Origin of the sequence: Klebsiella sp. GG_Kp146, from assembly GCF_040061975.1 — a bacterium.
Lineage (GTDB): Bacteria > Pseudomonadota > Gammaproteobacteria > Enterobacterales > Enterobacteriaceae > Klebsiella > Klebsiella quasipneumoniae.
This window is the reverse complement of the sequence record NZ_JBEAHA010000025.1, coordinates 11,059-26,167: the sequence shown is the minus strand read 5'-3', so window position 1 is coordinate 26,167 and position 15,109 is coordinate 11,059. Positions and strand designations below refer to the sequence as shown.

The following is a 15,109-nucleotide window of genomic DNA, read 5'->3' as shown; positions in this document are numbered from 1 at the left end:
TGATCCACCCGATCGCGATGGACGATGGTCTGCGTTTCGCAATCCGTGAAGGCGGCCGTACCGTTGGCGCGGGCGTTGTAGCTAAAGTTCTGGGCTAATTCGTTAGCTTTGAATAAAAAAGGGCGCTTCGGCGCCCTTTTTGCTGTCCGTCGTTCAGCGAAAAGGGCGGTGCTACTGGCGATTCATAACGTGCGCTGCGGCGGATAATGAGTAAATGGTCTATTGTAATCATAACTATTCTCATTTAATATTTGTGCATAAATTGAACGGGAGTTTATATGTACGTTTGTTTGTGCAATGGCGTCAGCGATAAAAAAATTCGCCAGGTTGTTCGCCAGTTTCAACCGCAATCTTTTCAGCAATTACGTAAGTTTGTTCCCGTTGGAAATCAATGCGGTAAGTGTGTTCGCGCGGCGCGGGAAGTTATGGAAGATGAATTAACCACCCTGCCGGAATTCAAAGAAATCGCCTGAAGTCCACGCTTCTCTTTTGACATCCCTATAGGCCGGACTACGCTTCAATGAGTGGAAGCGGAGGGACTATATAATGAAAGGTGATGTCAAAATCATAAGTTATCTCAATAAATTATTGGGAAATGAGCTGGTCGCAATTAATCAGTACTTTCTCCATGCGAGAATGTTCAAAAACTGGGGCCTGATGCGCCTCAACGATATTGAGTACCACGAATCCATCGACGAAATGAAGCACGCCGATAAATACATCGAGCGTATTCTTTTTCTCGAAGGTATCCCGAATCTGCAGGATCTCGGCAAACTTGGCATCGGTGAAGATGTGGAAGAGATGCTGCAGTCCGATTTAAGACTGGAGCTGGAGGGGGCGCAAAACCTGCGCGAGGCGATCGCCTATGCCGACAGCGTCCATGACTACGTCAGCCGCGATATGATGATTGAGATCCTGGCGGATGAAGAAGGCCATATCGACTGGCTGGAAACCGAACTCGATCTGATCGGCAAAATCGGTCTGCAAAATTACCTGCAGTCGCAGATCAAAGTGTCAGACTAGCCAGCGTCTGACACCCGCACCAGAAACCCGCGGCCGCCAGAAATGGCCCAAACGGCAGCGGGTTGTTCCCCCTCCATTTACTGCTCCCGCCGTACCTGGCGTACAAACCTGATACTGCCCACACCGCGCAGGCGAGCAGCGATGCCACCAGTAGCAGCTGCGGCAGCAATCGCCAGCCATGCCAGGCGCCGAGGGCGGCGAGATATTTGATATCCCCATGCCCCAATCCCTCATAGCCGCGGATCCCGCGATATAGCCAGTAAAGCGCAGCCAAACAGAGATAGCCGGCTATCGCCCCCCAGACGGCATCATGAAGCTGGTACGGCGCCAGACAGAGATAAAAAAGCAAACCACTCCACAGCAGGGGACAGGTGTAACGGTCGGGCAGCAGGCCGTGACGCAGGTCCTGGTAGCATAAGGCTAAGGTCAATCCGCTATAGCACAGCAAGAAGGGGAGGGCGGCGAGCATGGTTAACCCCGCAATCGTCAAAGAACATCGTCTCACTATGCTTATTGTCCCCGTTCAGTGCAAAAGGGACTTCCCTGGAATGGATGGCGCTATCCGCGTTAATTTGCCGCGTTGTCACCCGGTACCGTTCGCTAGCGCGAAGGTGCGCAAATCCTGGTGATGATTTTCTAAACAGCACTTGCGTAGCGCCAGAATTTGCGTATAATGCGCGGGCCTGTCAAAGTTGACGGCCGGTTCAATATGAACCCTGGTAATCGCAGTTGGGTTATCAAACAATGTCCCCAATCGGGGGGCTATGTAAGAACGGTTACACTCTCCCATCAATCGTAATGGGTATGAGGAGTAATCATTTCGTCTATAAAATAATTGGAGCTCTGGTCTCATGCAGAACCAAAGAATCCGTATCCGCCTGAAAGCGTTTGATCATCGTCTGATCGATCAATCAACCGCGGAAATCGTCGAGACTGCTAAGCGCACTGGTGCGCAAGTCCGTGGTCCGATCCCGCTGCCGACCCGCAAAGAGCGCTTTACCGTTCTGATCTCCCCGCACGTCAACAAAGACGCGCGTGACCAGTACGAAATTCGCACTCACAAGCGTCTGGTTGACATCGTTGAGCCAACTGAAAAAACCGTTGATGCTCTGATGCGTCTGGATCTGGCTGCCGGTGTAGACGTGCAGATCAGCCTGGGTTAATCAGGTCATCGAGCGATTGAGAGGTTGAAACAATGATTGGTTTAGTCGGTAAAAAAGTGGGCATGACCCGCATCTTCACTGAAGATGGCGTTTCTATCCCAGTAACCGTAATCGAAGTTGAAGCAAACCGTGTTACTCAGGTTAAAGACCTGGCTAACGATGGCTACCGCGCAATCCAGGTTACCACCGGTGCTAAAAAAGCTAACCGTGTAACCAAGCCGGAAGCGGGTCACTTCGCTAAAGCTGGCGTTGAAGCTGGCCGTGGTCTGTGGGAATTCCGTCTGGCTGACGGCGAAGAATTCACCGTAGGTCAGAACATTAGCGTTGAACTGTTTGCTGACGTTAAAAAAGTTGACGTAACCGGTACCTCTAAAGGTAAAGGTTTTGCTGGTACCGTTAAGCGCTGGAACTTCCGTACCCAGGACGCTACTCACGGTAACTCCTTGTCCCACCGCGTTCCGGGTTCTATCGGTCAGAACCAGACTCCGGGCAAAGTGTTCAAAGGCAAGAAAATGGCAGGTCAGCTGGGTAATGAGCGTGTAACCGTTCAGAGCCTGGACGTAGTACGTGTTGACGCTGAGCGCAACCTGCTGCTGGTTAAAGGTGCTGTCCCGGGTGCGACCGGTAGCGACCTGATCGTTAAACCAGCTGTGAAGGCGTGAGGAGATAGCAATGGAATTAGTATTGAAAGACGCGCAGAGCGCGCTGACTGTTTCCGAAACTACCTTCGGTCGTGATTTCAACGAAGCGCTGGTTCACCAGGTTGTTGTTGCTTATGCAGCTGGTGCGCGTCAGGGCACTCGTGCTCAGAAGACTCGTGCTGAAATCACTGGCTCCGGTAAAAAACCGTGGCGCCAGAAAGGTACCGGCCGTGCGCGTTCTGGTTCTATCAAGAGCCCGATCTGGCGTTCCGGTGGCGTGACCTTTGCTGCTCGTCCGCAGGACCACAGTCAAAAAGTTAACAAGAAGATGTACCGCGGCGCGCTGAAAAGCATCCTGTCCGAACTGGTACGTCAGGATCGTCTGATCGTTGTCGAGAAGTTCTCTGTTGAAGCGCCGAAAACTAAGCTGCTGGCACAGAAACTGAAAGACATGGCTCTGGAAGATGTGTTGATCATCACCGGTGAGCTGGACGAGAACCTGTTCCTGGCCGCACGTAACCTGCACAAGGTTGACGTACGTGATGCGAACGGTATCGACCCGGTTAGCCTGATCGCCTTCGACAAAGTCGTAATGACTGCTGATGCTGTTAAGCAAGTTGAGGAGATGCTGGCATGATTCGTGAAGAACGTCTGCTGAAGGTGCTGCGCGCACCGCACGTTTCTGAAAAAGCGTCTACTGCGATGGAAAAAACAAACACCATCGTTCTCAAAGTTGCTAAAGACGCGACCAAAGCAGAAATCAAAGCTGCTGTGCAGAAACTGTTTGAAGTCGAAGTCGAAGTCGTTAACACCCTGGTTGTTAAAGGGAAAGTTAAACGTCACGGACAGCGTATCGGTCGTCGTAGCGACTGGAAAAAAGCTTACGTCACCCTGAAAGAAGGCCAGAATCTGGACTTCGTTGGCGGCGCTGAGTAAGTCGGAGGAGTAATACAATGGCAGTTGTTAAATGTAAACCGACATCTCCGGGTCGTCGCCACGTCGTTAAAGTGGTTAACCCAGAGCTGCACAAGGGCAAACCTTTTGCTCCGTTGCTGGAAAAAAACAGCAAATCCGGTGGTCGTAACAACAATGGCCGTATCACCACCCGTCATATCGGTGGTGGCCACAAGCAGGCTTACCGTATTGTTGACTTCAAACGCAACAAAGATGGTATCCCGGCAGTTGTTGAACGTCTTGAGTACGATCCGAACCGCTCCGCGAACATCGCGCTGGTTCTGTACAAAGACGGCGAGCGCCGTTACATCCTGGCCCCGAAAGGCCTGAAAGCTGGCGACCAGATTCAGTCTGGCGTTGATGCTGCAATCAAAGCAGGCAACACCCTGCCGATGCGCAATATCCCGGTTGGTTCTACCGTTCATAACGTAGAAATGAAACCAGGTAAAGGCGGTCAGCTGGCTCGTTCCGCTGGTACTTACGTTCAGATCGTTGCTCGCGACGGTGCTTATGTCACCCTGCGTCTGCGTTCTGGTGAAATGCGTAAAGTCGAAGCAGACTGCCGCGCTACTCTGGGCGAAGTTGGCAATGCTGAGCATATGCTGCGCGTTCTGGGTAAAGCAGGTGCTGCACGCTGGCGTGGTGTTCGTCCTACCGTTCGCGGTACTGCGATGAACCCAGTAGACCACCCACATGGTGGTGGTGAAGGTCGTAACTTTGGTAAGCACCCGGTATCCCCGTGGGGCCTGCAGACCAAAGGTAAGAAGACCCGCAGCAACAAGCGTACTGATAAATTCATCGTACGTCGCCGTAGCAAATAATTTTAGAGGATAAGCCATGCCACGTTCTCTCAAGAAAGGTCCTTTTATTGACCTGCACTTGCTGAAGAAGGTAGAGAAAGCGGTGGAAAGCGGAGACAAGAAGCCCCTGCGCACTTGGTCCCGTCGTTCAACGATCTTTCCTAACATGATCGGTTTGACCATCGCTGTCCATAATGGTCGTCAGCACGTTCCAGTATTTGTTTCCGACGAAATGGTCGGTCACAAACTGGGTGAATTCGCACCGACTCGTACTTATCGCGGCCACGCTGCTGATAAAAAAGCGAAGAAGAAATAAGGTAGGAGGAAGAGATGGAAACTTTAGCTCAACATCGCCATGCTCGTTCTTCTGCTCAGAAGGTTCGCCTTGTAGCTGACCTGATTCGCGGTAAGAAAGTGTCGCAGGCCCTGGATATTCTGACCTACACCAACAAAAAAGCTGCTGTACTGGTCAAGAAGGTACTGGAATCTGCCATTGCTAACGCTGAACACAACGATGGCGCTGACATTGATGATCTGAAAGTTGCGAAAATTTTCGTAGACGAAGGCCCGAGCATGAAGCGCATTATGCCGCGTGCTAAAGGTCGTGCAGATCGCATCCTGAAGCGCACCAGCCACATCACTGTGGTTGTGTCCGATCGCTGAGACTCTGGAGACTAGCAATGGGTCAGAAAGTACATCCTAATGGTATTCGCCTGGGTATTGTCAAACCATGGAACTCTACCTGGTTCGCGAACACCAAAGAATTCGCTGACAACCTGGACAGCGATTTTAAAGTACGTCAGTTCCTGACTAAAGAACTGGCTAAAGCGTCTGTATCTCGCATCGTTATCGAGCGTCCGGCTAAGAGCATTCGTGTGACCATTCACACCGCTCGCCCGGGTATCGTTATCGGTAAGAAAGGCGAAGACGTAGAAAAACTGCGCAAGGTCGTAGCGGATATCGCTGGCGTACCTGCACAGATCAATATCGCCGAAGTTCGTAAACCTGAACTGGACGCAAAACTGGTTGCTGACAGCATCACTTCTCAGCTGGAACGTCGCGTTATGTTCCGTCGTGCGATGAAGCGTGCTGTACAGAACGCAATGCGTCTGGGCGCTAAAGGTATCAAAGTTGAAGTTAGCGGCCGTCTGGGCGGCGCGGAAATCGCACGTACCGAATGGTACCGTGAAGGTCGCGTACCGCTGCACACTCTGCGTGCTGACATCGACTACAACACCTCTGAAGCGCACACCACTTACGGTGTAATCGGCGTTAAGGTATGGATCTTCAAAGGTGAGATCCTGGGTGGTATGGCTGCTGTTGAACAACCGGAACCGGCTGCTCAACCTAAAAAGCAGCAGCGTAAAGGCCGTAAATAAGGAGCGTCGCTGATGTTACAACCAAAGCGTACAAAATTCCGTAAAGTGCACAAAGGCCGCAACCGTGGTCTGGCGCAGGGTACGGATGTTAGCTTCGGCACTTTCGGTCTGAAAGCTGTTGGCCGTGGTCGTCTGACTGCACGTCAGATCGAAGCAGCACGTCGTGCTATGACCCGTGCAGTTAAGCGTCAAGGTAAGATCTGGATCCGTGTATTCCCGGACAAACCGATCACCGAGAAGCCGCTGGAAGTTCGTATGGGTAAAGGTAAAGGTAACGTGGAGTACTGGGTTGCCTTGATTCAGCCGGGTAAAGTCCTGTATGAAATGGACGGTGTACCGGAAGAGCTGGCCCGTGAAGCATTCGGCCTGGCAGCAGCGAAACTGCCGATCAAAACCACCTTTGTAACTAAGACGGTGATGTAATGAAAGCAAAAGAGCTGCGTGAAAAAAGCGTTGAAGAGCTGAACGCTGAGCTGCTGAACCTGCTGCGTGAGCAGTTCAACCTGCGCATGCAGGCTGCAAGTGGCCAGCTGCAACAGACTCATCTGCTGAAGCAAGTGCGTCGTGATGTTGCACGCGTTAAGACTTTACTGACTCAGAAGGCGGGTGCGTAATGACCGATAAAATCCGTACTCTGCAAGGTCGCGTAGTTAGCGACAAAATGGAGAAATCCATTGTTGTTGCTATCGAACGTATGGTGAAACACCCGGTTTACGGCAAATTCATCAAACGTACGACCAAACTGCACGTACATGACGAGAACAACGAATGCGGTATCGGCGACAAGGTTGAAATCCGCGAATGCCGTCCGCTGTCCAAGACTAAGTCCTGGACGCTGGTTCGCGTTGTAGAGAAAGCGGTTCTGTAATAGAGTACGCATTCTCGATACGGATAAACGGCTCAGCGATGAGCCGTTTATTTTTTCTACCCATATCTGGTTTGTGGTGTTATAATGCCGCGCCCTCGATATGGGGCTTTTTAACGACCCTAATTTTCGGGTCTCAGTAGTAGTTGACATTAGCGGAGCACTAAAATGATCCAAGAACAGACTATGCTGAACGTCGCCGACAACTCCGGTGCACGTCGCGTAATGTGTATCAAGGTTCTGGGTGGCTCGCACCGTCGCTACGCAGGCGTAGGCGACATCATCAAGATCACCATCAAAGAAGCAATTCCGCGTGGTAAGGTCAAAAAAGGTGATGTGCTGAAGGCGGTAGTGGTGCGCACCAAGAAGGGTGTTCGTCGCCCGGACGGTTCTGTCATTCGCTTCGATGGTAATGCATGCGTTATTCTGAACAATAACAGCGAGCAGCCTATCGGTACGCGTATTTTTGGGCCGGTAACTCGTGAACTTCGTACCGAGAAGTTCATGAAAATTATCTCTCTGGCACCAGAAGTACTCTAAGGAGCGAATCATGGCAGCGAAAATCCGTCGTGATGACGAAGTTATCGTGTTAACCGGTAAAGATAAAGGTAAGCGCGGTAAAGTTAAGAATGTCCTGTCTTCCGGCAAGGTCATTGTTGAAGGTATCAACCTGGTTAAGAAACACCAGAAGCCGGTTCCGGCTCTGAACCAACCAGGCGGCATCGTTGAAAAAGAAGCTGCAATTCAGGTTTCTAACGTTGCAATCTTCAATGCGGCAACCGGCAAGGCTGACCGTGTAGGCTTTAGATTCGAAGACGGCAAAAAAGTCCGTTTCTTCAAGTCTAACAGCGAAACTATCAAGTAATTTGGAGTAGTACGATGGCGAAACTGCATGATTACTACAAAGACGAAGTAGTTAAGAAACTCATGACTGAGTTTAACTACAATTCTGTCATGCAAGTCCCTCGGGTCGAGAAGATCACCCTGAACATGGGTGTTGGTGAAGCGATCGCTGACAAGAAACTGCTGGATAACGCAGCAGCTGACCTGGCAGCAATCTCCGGTCAAAAACCGCTGATCACCAAAGCACGCAAATCAGTTGCAGGCTTCAAAATCCGTCAGGGCTATCCGATCGGCTGTAAAGTAACTCTGCGTGGCGAACGCATGTGGGAGTTCTTTGAGCGCCTGATCACTATTGCTGTACCGCGTATTCGTGACTTCCGCGGCCTGTCCGCTAAGTCTTTCGACGGTCGTGGCAACTACAGCATGGGTGTCCGTGAGCAGATCATCTTCCCAGAAATCGACTACGATAAAGTCGACCGCGTTCGTGGTTTGGATATTACCATTACCACTACTGCGAAATCTGACGAAGAAGGCCGTGCTCTGCTGGCTGCCTTTGACTTCCCGTTCCGCAAGTAAGGTAGGGTTACTTAATGGCTAAGCAATCAATGAAAGCACGCGAAGTAAAGCGCGTGGCTTTAGCTGATAAATTCTTCGCTAAACGCGCTGAACTGAAAGCTATCATCTCTGATGTGAACGCAACCGACGAAGATCGTTGGAATGCCGTTCTCAAGCTGCAGACTCTGCCGCGTGATTCCAGCCCGTCTCGTCAGCGTAACCGCTGCCGTCAAACAGGTCGTCCGCATGGTTTCCTGCGGAAGTTCGGGTTGAGCCGTATTAAGGTCCGTGAAGCCGCTATGCGCGGTGAAATCCCGGGTCTGAAAAAGGCTAGCTGGTAATTGTCACCAATTGAATCACGGGAGTAAAGACAGATGAGCATGCAAGATCCGATCGCGGATATGCTGACCCGTATCCGTAACGGTCAGGCCGCGAACAAAGCTGCGGTCACCATGCCTTCCTCCAAGCTGAAAGTGGCAATCGCCAACGTGCTGAAGGAAGAAGGTTTTATCGAAGATTTTAAAGTTGAAGGCGACACCAAGCCGGAACTGGAACTGACTCTTAAGTATTTCCAGGGTAAAGCTGTTGTAGAAAGCATTCAGCGTGTCAGCCGCCCAGGTCTGCGCATCTATAAGAAAAAAGATGAGCTGCCGAAAGTTATGGCCGGTCTGGGTATCGCAGTTGTTTCTACCTCTAAAGGTGTTATGACTGATCGTGCAGCGCGCCAGGCTGGTCTTGGTGGCGAAATTATCTGCTACGTAGCCTAATCGGAGGAAAAAATGTCTCGTGTTGCTAAAGCACCGGTCGTTGTTCCTGCCGGCGTTGATGTAAAAATCAACGGTCAGGTTATTACGATCAAAGGTAAAAACGGCGAGCTGACTCGTACTCTCAACGATGCTGTTGAAGTTAAACATGCAGATAATGCACTGACCTTCGGTCCGCGTGATGGTTACGCAGACGGTTGGGCTCAGGCTGGTACCGCGCGTGCCCTGCTGAACTCAATGGTTATCGGTGTTACCGAAGGCTTCACTAAGAAGCTGCAGCTGGTTGGTGTAGGTTATCGTGCAGCGGTCAAAGGGAATGTAGTAAACCTGGCTTTAGGTTTCTCTCACCCGGTTGATCATCAGCTGCCTGCGGGTATCACTGCAGAATGTCCGACTCAGACTGAAATCGTGCTGAAAGGCGCTGATAAGCAGGTGATCGGCCAGGTTGCAGCAGATCTGCGCGCCTACCGTCGTCCTGAGCCTTACAAAGGCAAGGGTGTTCGTTACGCCGACGAAGTCGTGCGTACCAAAGAGGCTAAGAAGAAGTAAGGTAACACTATGGATAAGAAATCTGCTCGTATCCGTCGTGCGACCCGCGCACGCCGCAAGCTCCAGGAGCTGGGCGCAACTCGCCTGGTGGTACATCGTACCCCGCGTCACATTTACGCACAGGTAATTGCACCGAATGGTTCTGAAGTTCTGGTAGCTGCTTCTACTGTAGAAAAAGCTATCGCTGAACAACTGAAGTACACCGGTAACAAAGACGCTGCTGCAGCTGTGGGTAAAGCTGTCGCTGAACGCGCTCTGGAAAAAGGCATCAAAGATGTTTCCTTTGACCGTTCCGGGTTCCAATATCATGGTCGTGTCCAGGCACTGGCAGATGCTGCCCGTGAAGCTGGCCTTCAGTTCTAAGGTAGAGGTGTAAGATGGCTCACATCGAAAAACAAGCTGGCGAACTGCAGGAAAAGCTGATCGCGGTAAACCGCGTATCTAAAACCGTTAAAGGTGGTCGTATTTTCTCCTTCACAGCTCTGACTGTCGTTGGCGATGGTAACGGTCGCGTTGGTTTTGGTTACGGTAAAGCGCGTGAAGTTCCAGCAGCGATCCAGAAAGCGATGGAAAAAGCCCGTCGCAATATGATTAACGTCGCGCTGAACCACGGCACCCTGCAGCACCCGGTTAAGGGTACTCACACGGGTTCTCGTGTATTCATGCAGCCGGCTTCCGAAGGTACCGGTATCATCGCCGGTGGTGCAATGCGCGCCGTTCTGGAAGTCGCTGGGGTTCGTAACGTTCTGGCTAAAGCGTATGGTTCCACTAACCCGATTAACGTGGTTCGTGCAACTATCGACGGTCTGGAAAACATGAAGTCCCCGGATATGGTCGCTGCCAAGCGTGGTAAATCCGTTGAAGAAATTCTGGGGAAATAAACCATGGCAAAGACTATTAAAATTACTCAAACCCGCAGTGCAATCGGTCGTCTGCCGAAACACAAGGCAACGCTGCTTGGCCTGGGTCTGCGTCGTATTGGTCACACCGTAGAGCGCGAGGATACTCCTGCTGTTCGTGGTATGGTCAACGCGGTTTCCTTCATGGTTAAAGTTGAGGAGTAAGAGATGCGTTTAAATACTCTGTCTCCGGCCGAAGGCTCCAAAAAGGCGGGTAAACGCCTGGGTCGTGGTATCGGTTCTGGCCTCGGTAAAACCGGTGGTCGTGGTCACAAAGGTCAGAAATCTCGTTCTGGCGGTGGCGTACGTCGCGGTTTCGAGGGTGGTCAGATGCCTCTGTACCGTCGTCTGCCGAAATTCGGCTTCACCTCTCGTAAAGCGATGATCACCGCAGAGATCCGTCTCTCTGATCTGGCTCACGTAGAAGGCGATGTAGTAGACCTGAACGCGCTGAAAGCGGCTAACATTATCGGTGTCCAGATCGAGTTCGCGAAAGTGATCCTGTCTGGTGAGGTAACTCGTCCGGTAACTGTTCGTGGCCTGCGTGTGACTAAAGGTGCTCGTGCTGCTATCGAAGCTGCTGGCGGTAAAATTGAGGAATAAGTAGCAGATGGCTAAACAACCGGGATTAGATTTTCAAAGTGCCAAAGGTGGCCTTGGCGAACTGAAACGCAGACTTCTGTTTGTGGTCGGTGCGCTGATAGTGTTCCGTATTGGCTCTTTTATTCCGATCCCTGGTATTGATGCCGCTGTACTTGCCAAACTGCTTGAGCAACAGCGAGGCACCATCATTGAAATGTTCAACATGTTCTCTGGTGGTGCTCTCAGCCGTGCTTCTATCTTTGCATTGGGGATTATGCCGTATATCTCGGCATCAATCATCGTGCAGCTGCTGACGGTGGTTTATCAACCGCTGGCGGAACTGAAGAAAGAAGGGGAGTCTGGTCGTCGTAAGATCAGCCAGTACACCCGCTACGGTACTCTGGTGCTGGCGATATTCCAGTCGATCGGTATTGCTACCGGTCTGCCGAATATGCCTGGTATGCAGGGCCTGGTGATTAATCCAGGCTTTGCATTCTATTTCACTGCTGTTGTTAGTCTGGTCACAGGGACTATGTTCCTGATGTGGCTCGGCGAACAGATCACTGAACGCGGTATCGGTAACGGTATCTCGATCATTATCTTCGCCGGTATCGTTGCGGGACTCCCGCCGGCCATCGCCCATACTATCGAGCAAGCGCGTCAAGGCGACCTGCACTTCCTCCTGTTGCTGTTGGTTGCAGTATTAGTATTTGCAGTGACCTTCTTTGTTGTATTCGTTGAACGTGGTCAACGCCGCATTGTGGTAAACTACGCGAAACGTCAACAGGGTCGTCGTGTCTATGCTGCACAGAGCACACATTTACCGCTGAAAGTGAATATGGCGGGGGTAATCCCGGCAATCTTCGCTTCCAGTATTATACTGTTCCCGGCAACCATCACGTCATGGTTCGGGGGTGGTACTGGTTGGAACTGGCTGACAACAATTTCGCTGTATTTGCAGCCTGGGCAACCGCTTTATGTGTTACTCTATGCGTCTGCAATCATCTTCTTCTGTTTCTTCTACACGGCGTTGGTTTTCAACCCGCGTGAAACAGCAGATAACCTGAAGAAGTCCGGTGCATTTGTACCAGGAATTCGTCCGGGAGAGCAAACGGCGAAGTATATCGATAAAGTGATGACTCGCCTGACTCTGGTTGGTGCGTTGTACATTACTTTTATCTGCCTGATCCCGGAGTTCATGCGTGACGCGATGAAAGTGCCGTTCTACTTCGGTGGGACCTCGCTGCTTATCGTTGTTGTCGTGATTATGGACTTTATGGCTCAAGTGCAAACTCTGATGATGTCCAGTCAGTATGAGTCTGCATTGAAGAAGGCGAACCTGAAAGGCTACGGCCGCTAAAACTGGTCGCCCGAGAAGTTACGGAGAGTAAAAATGAAAGTTCGTGCTTCCGTCAAGAAATTATGCCGTAACTGCAAAATCGTTAAGCGTGATGGCGTCATCCGTGTGATTTGCAGTGCCGAGCCGAAGCATAAACAGCGCCAAGGCTGATTTTTTCGCATATTTTTCTTGCAAAGTTGGATTGAGCTGGCTAGATTAGCCAGCCAATCTTTTGTATGTCTGTACGTTTCCATTTGAGTATCCTGAAAACGGGCTTTTCAGCATGGTGCGTACATATTAAATAGTAGGAGTGCATAGTGGCCCGTATAGCAGGCATTAACATTCCTGATCACAAACATACCGTAATCGCTTTAACCGCTATTTTCGGTATCGGCAAAACCCGTTCTAAAGCCATCTGCGCTGAAACGGGCATCGCTGAAAATGTTAAGATCAGTGAGCTGTCTGAAGAACAAATTGATATTCTGCGTGAAGCAGTAGGTAAATTTGTCGTTGAAGGTGATCTGCGCCGTGAAATCACCCTGAGCATCAAGCGTCTGATGGACCTTGGTTGCTACCGTGGTTTGCGTCATCGTCGTGGTCTCCCGGTTCGCGGTCAGCGTACCAAGACCAACGCACGTACCCGTAAGGGTCCGCGTAAACCGATCAAGAAATAATCGGGGTGATTGAATAATGGCAAAGGCACCAATTCGTGCACGTAAGCGTGTAAGAAAACAAGTCTCTGACGGCGTGGCTCATATCCATGCTTCTTTTAACAACACCATCGTTACCATTACTGATCGTCAGGGTAACGCACTGGGTTGGGCAACAGCCGGTGGTTCCGGTTTCCGTGGTTCTCGCAAATCCACTCCGTTCGCAGCTCAGGTTGCAGCAGAGCGTTGCGCAGAAGCCGTAAAAGAATACGGCATCAAGAATCTGGAAGTTATGGTCAAAGGTCCGGGTCCGGGTCGCGAATCTACCATTCGTGCACTGAACGCCGCTGGTTTCCGCATCACTAATATTACTGATGTGACTCCGATCCCTCATAACGGTTGTCGTCCGCCGAAAAAACGTCGCGTATAACGCTGCGTTTTCCAGGTTAGTTGGAGAAAGAAAATGGCAAGATATTTGGGTCCTAAGCTCAAGCTGAGCCGTCGTGAGGGCACCGACTTATTCCTTAAGTCTGGCGTTCGCGCGATCGATACCAAGTGTAAAATTGAACAAGCTCCTGGCCAGCACGGTGCGCGTAAGCCGCGTCTGTCTGACTATGGTGTGCAGTTGCGTGAAAAGCAAAAAGTTCGCCGTATGTACGGTGTGCTGGAGCGTCAGTTCCGTAACTACTATAAAGAAGCAGCACGTCTGAAAGGCAACACCGGTGAAAACCTGTTGGCTCTGCTGGAAGGTCGTCTGGACAACGTTGTATACCGTATGGGCTTCGGCGCCACTCGTGCTGAAGCACGCCAGCTGGTTAGCCACAAAGCGATTATGGTAAACGGTCGTGTTGTTAACATCGCTTCTTATCAGGTTAAAGCGAATGACGTTGTCAGCATTCGTGAGAAAGCGAAAAAGCAATCTCGCGTGAAAGCCGCTCTGGAGCTGGCTGAGCAGCGTGAAAAGCCAACCTGGCTGGAAGTTGATGCTGGCAAGATGGAAGGTACGTTCAAGCGTCAGCCGGAGCGTTCTGATCTGTCTGCGGACATTAACGAACACCTGATCGTCGAGCTTTACTCCAAGTAAAGCTTAGTACCAAAGAGAGGACACAATGCAGGGTTCTGTGACAGAGTTTCTAAAACCGCGCCTGGTCGATATCGAGCAAGTGAGTTCGACGCACGCCAAGGTGACCCTTGAGCCTTTAGAGCGTGGCTTCGGCCATACTCTGGGTAACGCACTGCGCCGTATTCTGCTCTCATCGATGCCGGGTTGCGCGGTGACCGAGGTTGAGATTGATGGTGTACTGCACGAGTACAGCACCAAAGAAGGCGTTCAGGAAGACATCCTTGAAATCCTGCTCAACCTGAAAGGGCTGGCGGTGAGAGTTCAGGGTAAAGATGAAGTCATCCTTACTTTGAATAAATCTGGCATTGGCCCTGTGACCGCAGCCGACATTACCCACGACGGTGATGTCGAAATCGTCAAGCCGCAGCACGTGATTTGCCACCTGACTGATGAGAACGCTGCTATCAGCATGCGTATCAAAGTTCAGCGCGGTCGCGGTTATGTGCCGGCTTCTGCCCGAATTCATTCGGAAGAAGATGAGCGCCCAATCGGCCGTCTGCTGGTCGACGCCTGCTACAGCCCTGTAGAGCGTATTGCCTACAATGTTGAAGCTGCGCGTGTAGAACAGCGTACCGACCTGGACAAGCTGGTCATCGAAATGGAAACCAACGGCACAATCGATCCTGAAGAGGCGATTCGTCGTGCGGCAACCATCCTGGCTGAACAACTGGAAGCTTTTGTTGACTTACGTGATGTACGTCAGCCAGAAGTGAAAGAAGAGAAACCAGAATTCGATCCGATCCTGCTGCGCCCTGTTGACGATCTGGAATTGACTGTCCGCTCTGCTAACTGCCTCAAGGCAGAAGCTATCCACTATATCGGTGATCTGGTACAGCGTACCGAGGTTGAGTTGCTGAAAACGCCGAACCTGGGTAAAAAATCTCTTACTGAGATTAAAGACGTGCTGGCTTCCCGTGGACTGTCTCTGGGCATGCGCCTGGAAAACTGGCCACCAGCAAGCATTGCTGACGAGTAACCGG

The 15,109-nt window shown here is 51.2% G+C and carries 31 protein-coding genes; 30 read left to right on the top strand and 1 reads right to left on the bottom strand.

Translation table 11 applies throughout. The features are described from left to right. The 3 genes from ABLU95_RS20750 to bfr form a co-directional block, all read left to right on the top strand. Positions 1–98 (top strand): elongation factor Tu (locus ABLU95_RS20750; protein WP_072082015.1); only part of this gene is annotated, 98 nt, incomplete at its 5' end. A gap of 180 nt (positions 99–278) precedes the next feature. Then, positions 279–473, top strand: coding sequence for a bacterioferritin-associated ferredoxin (bfd, locus tag ABLU95_RS20745; protein WP_044524940.1), 195 nt, complete (start codon positions 279–281; stop codon positions 471–473). A 73-nt stretch (positions 474–546) separates the two neighbouring features. Beyond that, a complete protein-coding gene (gene bfr, locus ABLU95_RS20740) occupies positions 547–1,023 on the top strand; it encodes a bacterioferritin (protein WP_004206792.1) in 477 nt (158 codons plus the stop codon). On the opposite strand, the gene ABLU95_RS20735 is transcribed toward bfr, so the two are convergent. After that, on the bottom strand, positions 1,007–1,492 hold the full coding sequence (locus ABLU95_RS20735; protein ID WP_348880360.1) for an A24 family peptidase: 486 nt from the start codon (positions 1,490–1,492) through the stop codon (positions 1,007–1,009). The two genes, bfr and ABLU95_RS20735, sit on opposite strands and share 17 nt — an antisense overlap. A gap of 382 nt (positions 1,493–1,874) precedes the next feature. Between ABLU95_RS20735 and rpsJ the strand changes: the two genes are divergently transcribed. The 27 genes from rpsJ (at position 1,875) to rpoA (ending at position 15,105) form a co-directional block, all read left to right on the top strand. Further along, a complete protein-coding gene (rpsJ, locus tag ABLU95_RS20730; RefSeq protein ID WP_001181005.1) occupies positions 1,875–2,186 on the top strand; it encodes a 30S ribosomal protein S10 in 312 nt (103 codons plus the stop codon). Positions 2,187–2,218: 32 nt separating this feature from the next. Further along, positions 2,219–2,848 carry a 50S ribosomal protein L3 gene (rplC, locus tag ABLU95_RS20725; RefSeq protein ID WP_002919796.1) on the top strand — a complete coding sequence of 210 codons (630 nt, stop codon included), beginning with the start codon at positions 2,219–2,221 and terminating at the stop codon, positions 2,846–2,848. 10 nt (positions 2,849–2,858) lie between these two features. Further along, entirely contained in the window at positions 2,859–3,464 is a 606-nt protein-coding gene (gene rplD / locus ABLU95_RS20720; RefSeq protein ID WP_002919794.1) for a 50S ribosomal protein L4, read from the top strand. Continuing rightward, positions 3,461–3,763 carry a 50S ribosomal protein L23 gene (gene rplW / locus ABLU95_RS20715; RefSeq protein ID WP_000617546.1) on the top strand — a complete coding sequence of 101 codons (303 nt, stop codon included), beginning with the start codon at positions 3,461–3,463 and terminating at the stop codon, positions 3,761–3,763. Before rplD ends, rplW begins: the two co-directional genes overlap by 4 nt. Positions 3,764–3,780: 17 nt before the next feature. Continuing rightward, positions 3,781–4,602 (top strand): 50S ribosomal protein L2, encoded by an 822-nt coding sequence (gene rplB, locus ABLU95_RS20710; RefSeq protein ID WP_002919786.1) that lies wholly within the window; start codon positions 3,781–3,783, stop codon positions 4,600–4,602. Positions 4,603–4,618: 16 nt separating this feature from the next. Next, positions 4,619–4,897, top strand: coding sequence for a 30S ribosomal protein S19 (gene rpsS / locus ABLU95_RS20705; RefSeq protein WP_001138115.1), 279 nt, complete (start codon positions 4,619–4,621; stop codon positions 4,895–4,897). 14 nt (positions 4,898–4,911) lie between these two features. Then, complete coding sequence (gene rplV / locus ABLU95_RS20700; protein WP_002919773.1) at positions 4,912–5,244, top strand: 50S ribosomal protein L22; 333 nt, start codon at positions 4,912–4,914, stop codon at positions 5,242–5,244. A 17-nt stretch (positions 5,245–5,261) separates the two neighbouring features. Further along, positions 5,262–5,960 (top strand): 30S ribosomal protein S3, encoded by a 699-nt coding sequence (gene rpsC, locus ABLU95_RS20695; protein WP_002919766.1) that lies wholly within the window; start codon positions 5,262–5,264, stop codon positions 5,958–5,960. A 12-nt stretch (positions 5,961–5,972) separates the two neighbouring features. Beyond that, entirely contained in the window at positions 5,973–6,383 is a 411-nt protein-coding gene (gene rplP, locus ABLU95_RS20690) for a 50S ribosomal protein L16 (RefSeq protein ID WP_002919759.1), read from the top strand. Then, positions 6,383–6,574 carry a 50S ribosomal protein L29 gene (rpmC, locus tag ABLU95_RS20685; protein ID WP_002919754.1) on the top strand — a complete coding sequence of 64 codons (192 nt, stop codon included), beginning with the start codon at positions 6,383–6,385 and terminating at the stop codon, positions 6,572–6,574. Before rplP ends, rpmC begins: the two co-directional genes overlap by 1 nt. Then, positions 6,574–6,828, top strand: a complete 255-nt coding sequence (gene rpsQ / locus ABLU95_RS20680) for a 30S ribosomal protein S17 (RefSeq protein ID WP_002919751.1) — start codon at positions 6,574–6,576, stop codon at positions 6,826–6,828. The genes rpmC and rpsQ overlap by 1 nt, the downstream gene beginning before the upstream one ends. Before the next feature lie 165 nt (positions 6,829–6,993). Next, positions 6,994–7,365: a 50S ribosomal protein L14 gene (gene rplN, locus ABLU95_RS20675; protein WP_002919748.1), complete on the top strand. Its 372-nt coding sequence runs from the start codon at positions 6,994–6,996 to the stop codon at positions 7,363–7,365. 10 nt (positions 7,366–7,375) lie between these two features. Then, positions 7,376–7,690: a 50S ribosomal protein L24 gene (gene rplX, locus ABLU95_RS20670; RefSeq protein ID WP_000729185.1), complete on the top strand. Its 315-nt coding sequence runs from the start codon at positions 7,376–7,378 to the stop codon at positions 7,688–7,690. Between the two features lie 14 nt (positions 7,691–7,704). Next, positions 7,705–8,244, top strand: a complete 540-nt coding sequence (gene rplE / locus ABLU95_RS20665) for a 50S ribosomal protein L5 (protein ID WP_001096200.1) — start codon at positions 7,705–7,707, stop codon at positions 8,242–8,244. A gap of 14 nt (positions 8,245–8,258) precedes the next feature. Next, positions 8,259–8,564 (top strand): 30S ribosomal protein S14, encoded by a 306-nt coding sequence (rpsN, locus tag ABLU95_RS20660; RefSeq protein WP_002919667.1) that lies wholly within the window; start codon positions 8,259–8,261, stop codon positions 8,562–8,564. A 33-nt stretch (positions 8,565–8,597) separates the two neighbouring features. Then, the gene (gene rpsH / locus ABLU95_RS20655; RefSeq protein WP_002919665.1) at positions 8,598–8,990 is read left to right on the top strand and encodes a 30S ribosomal protein S8; all 393 of its coding nucleotides are present in this window, start codon (positions 8,598–8,600) and stop codon (positions 8,988–8,990) included. A 12-nt stretch (positions 8,991–9,002) separates the two neighbouring features. Then, positions 9,003–9,536 (top strand): 50S ribosomal protein L6, encoded by a 534-nt coding sequence (gene rplF, locus ABLU95_RS20650; RefSeq protein WP_002919662.1) that lies wholly within the window; start codon positions 9,003–9,005, stop codon positions 9,534–9,536. A gap of 9 nt (positions 9,537–9,545) precedes the next feature. After that, positions 9,546–9,899, top strand: coding sequence for a 50S ribosomal protein L18 (rplR, locus tag ABLU95_RS20645; RefSeq protein WP_000358960.1), 354 nt, complete (start codon positions 9,546–9,548; stop codon positions 9,897–9,899). Positions 9,900–9,913: 14 nt separating this feature from the next. Next, positions 9,914–10,417 (top strand): 30S ribosomal protein S5, encoded by a 504-nt coding sequence (gene rpsE / locus ABLU95_RS20640; RefSeq protein WP_002919545.1) that lies wholly within the window; start codon positions 9,914–9,916, stop codon positions 10,415–10,417. 3 nt (positions 10,418–10,420) lie between these two features. Next, positions 10,421–10,600, top strand: coding sequence for a 50S ribosomal protein L30 (gene rpmD / locus ABLU95_RS20635; RefSeq protein ID WP_001140434.1), 180 nt, complete (start codon positions 10,421–10,423; stop codon positions 10,598–10,600). Between the two features lie 3 nt (positions 10,601–10,603). Further along, the gene (rplO, locus tag ABLU95_RS20630; protein ID WP_002919516.1) at positions 10,604–11,038 is read left to right on the top strand and encodes a 50S ribosomal protein L15; all 435 of its coding nucleotides are present in this window, start codon (positions 10,604–10,606) and stop codon (positions 11,036–11,038) included. A gap of 7 nt (positions 11,039–11,045) precedes the next feature. Next, positions 11,046–12,377: a preprotein translocase subunit SecY gene (gene secY, locus ABLU95_RS20625; protein ID WP_002919515.1), complete on the top strand. Its 1,332-nt coding sequence runs from the start codon at positions 11,046–11,048 to the stop codon at positions 12,375–12,377. Positions 12,378–12,410: 33 nt separating this feature from the next. After that, complete coding sequence (gene rpmJ / locus ABLU95_RS20620) at positions 12,411–12,527, top strand: 50S ribosomal protein L36 (RefSeq protein WP_000868187.1); 117 nt, start codon at positions 12,411–12,413, stop codon at positions 12,525–12,527. A 146-nt stretch (positions 12,528–12,673) separates the two neighbouring features. After that, positions 12,674–13,030 (top strand): 30S ribosomal protein S13, encoded by a 357-nt coding sequence (rpsM, locus tag ABLU95_RS20615; RefSeq protein WP_002919259.1) that lies wholly within the window; start codon positions 12,674–12,676, stop codon positions 13,028–13,030. Between the two features lie 16 nt (positions 13,031–13,046). Continuing rightward, positions 13,047–13,436, top strand: coding sequence for a 30S ribosomal protein S11 (rpsK, locus tag ABLU95_RS20610; protein ID WP_002919257.1), 390 nt, complete (start codon positions 13,047–13,049; stop codon positions 13,434–13,436). Positions 13,437–13,469: 33 nt separating this feature from the next. Beyond that, a complete protein-coding gene (gene rpsD, locus ABLU95_RS20605; protein WP_002919224.1) occupies positions 13,470–14,090 on the top strand; it encodes a 30S ribosomal protein S4 in 621 nt (206 codons plus the stop codon). A gap of 25 nt (positions 14,091–14,115) precedes the next feature. Next, complete coding sequence (gene rpoA / locus ABLU95_RS20600) at positions 14,116–15,105, top strand: DNA-directed RNA polymerase subunit alpha (protein ID WP_002919219.1); 990 nt, start codon at positions 14,116–14,118, stop codon at positions 15,103–15,105. Positions 15,106–15,109 lie beyond the last annotated feature (4 nt).

Excerpts from the sequence above, each read along its gene's own strand:
- bfd (WP_044524940.1), top strand. The coding sequence starts at position 279 with ATGTACGTTTGTTTGTGCAATGGCGTCAGCGATAAAAAAATTCGCCAG.
- bfr (WP_004206792.1), top strand. The coding sequence starts at position 547 with ATGAAAGGTGATGTCAAAATCATAAGTTATCTCAATAAATTATTGGGA.
- ABLU95_RS20735 (WP_348880360.1), bottom strand. The coding sequence starts at position 1,492 with ATGCTCGCCGCCCTCCCCTTCTTGCTGTGCTATAGCGGATTGACCTTA.
- rpsJ (WP_001181005.1), top strand. The coding sequence starts at position 1,875 with ATGCAGAACCAAAGAATCCGTATCCGCCTGAAAGCGTTTGATCATCGT.
- rplC (WP_002919796.1), top strand. The coding sequence starts at position 2,219 with ATGATTGGTTTAGTCGGTAAAAAAGTGGGCATGACCCGCATCTTCACT.
- rplD (WP_002919794.1), top strand. The coding sequence starts at position 2,859 with ATGGAATTAGTATTGAAAGACGCGCAGAGCGCGCTGACTGTTTCCGAA.
- rplW (WP_000617546.1), top strand. The coding sequence starts at position 3,461 with ATGATTCGTGAAGAACGTCTGCTGAAGGTGCTGCGCGCACCGCACGTT.
- rplB (WP_002919786.1), top strand. The coding sequence starts at position 3,781 with ATGGCAGTTGTTAAATGTAAACCGACATCTCCGGGTCGTCGCCACGTC.
- rpsS (WP_001138115.1), top strand. The coding sequence starts at position 4,619 with ATGCCACGTTCTCTCAAGAAAGGTCCTTTTATTGACCTGCACTTGCTG.
- rplV (WP_002919773.1), top strand. The coding sequence starts at position 4,912 with ATGGAAACTTTAGCTCAACATCGCCATGCTCGTTCTTCTGCTCAGAAG.
- rpsC (WP_002919766.1), top strand. The coding sequence starts at position 5,262 with ATGGGTCAGAAAGTACATCCTAATGGTATTCGCCTGGGTATTGTCAAA.
- rplP (WP_002919759.1), top strand. The coding sequence starts at position 5,973 with ATGTTACAACCAAAGCGTACAAAATTCCGTAAAGTGCACAAAGGCCGC.
- rpmC (WP_002919754.1), top strand. The coding sequence starts at position 6,383 with ATGAAAGCAAAAGAGCTGCGTGAAAAAAGCGTTGAAGAGCTGAACGCT.
- rpsQ (WP_002919751.1), top strand. The coding sequence starts at position 6,574 with ATGACCGATAAAATCCGTACTCTGCAAGGTCGCGTAGTTAGCGACAAA.
- rplN (WP_002919748.1), top strand. The coding sequence starts at position 6,994 with ATGATCCAAGAACAGACTATGCTGAACGTCGCCGACAACTCCGGTGCA.
- rplX (WP_000729185.1), top strand. The coding sequence starts at position 7,376 with ATGGCAGCGAAAATCCGTCGTGATGACGAAGTTATCGTGTTAACCGGT.
- rplE (WP_001096200.1), top strand. The coding sequence starts at position 7,705 with ATGGCGAAACTGCATGATTACTACAAAGACGAAGTAGTTAAGAAACTC.
- rpsN (WP_002919667.1), top strand. The coding sequence starts at position 8,259 with ATGGCTAAGCAATCAATGAAAGCACGCGAAGTAAAGCGCGTGGCTTTA.
- rpsH (WP_002919665.1), top strand. The coding sequence starts at position 8,598 with ATGAGCATGCAAGATCCGATCGCGGATATGCTGACCCGTATCCGTAAC.
- rplF (WP_002919662.1), top strand. The coding sequence starts at position 9,003 with ATGTCTCGTGTTGCTAAAGCACCGGTCGTTGTTCCTGCCGGCGTTGAT.
- rplR (WP_000358960.1), top strand. The coding sequence starts at position 9,546 with ATGGATAAGAAATCTGCTCGTATCCGTCGTGCGACCCGCGCACGCCGC.
- rpsE (WP_002919545.1), top strand. The coding sequence starts at position 9,914 with ATGGCTCACATCGAAAAACAAGCTGGCGAACTGCAGGAAAAGCTGATC.
- rpmD (WP_001140434.1), top strand. The coding sequence starts at position 10,421 with ATGGCAAAGACTATTAAAATTACTCAAACCCGCAGTGCAATCGGTCGT.
- rplO (WP_002919516.1), top strand. The coding sequence starts at position 10,604 with ATGCGTTTAAATACTCTGTCTCCGGCCGAAGGCTCCAAAAAGGCGGGT.
- secY (WP_002919515.1), top strand. The coding sequence starts at position 11,046 with ATGGCTAAACAACCGGGATTAGATTTTCAAAGTGCCAAAGGTGGCCTT.
- rpmJ (WP_000868187.1), top strand. The coding sequence starts at position 12,411 with ATGAAAGTTCGTGCTTCCGTCAAGAAATTATGCCGTAACTGCAAAATC.
- rpsK (WP_002919257.1), top strand. The coding sequence starts at position 13,047 with ATGGCAAAGGCACCAATTCGTGCACGTAAGCGTGTAAGAAAACAAGTC.
- rpsD (WP_002919224.1), top strand. The coding sequence starts at position 13,470 with ATGGCAAGATATTTGGGTCCTAAGCTCAAGCTGAGCCGTCGTGAGGGC.
- rpoA (WP_002919219.1), top strand. The coding sequence starts at position 14,116 with ATGCAGGGTTCTGTGACAGAGTTTCTAAAACCGCGCCTGGTCGATATC.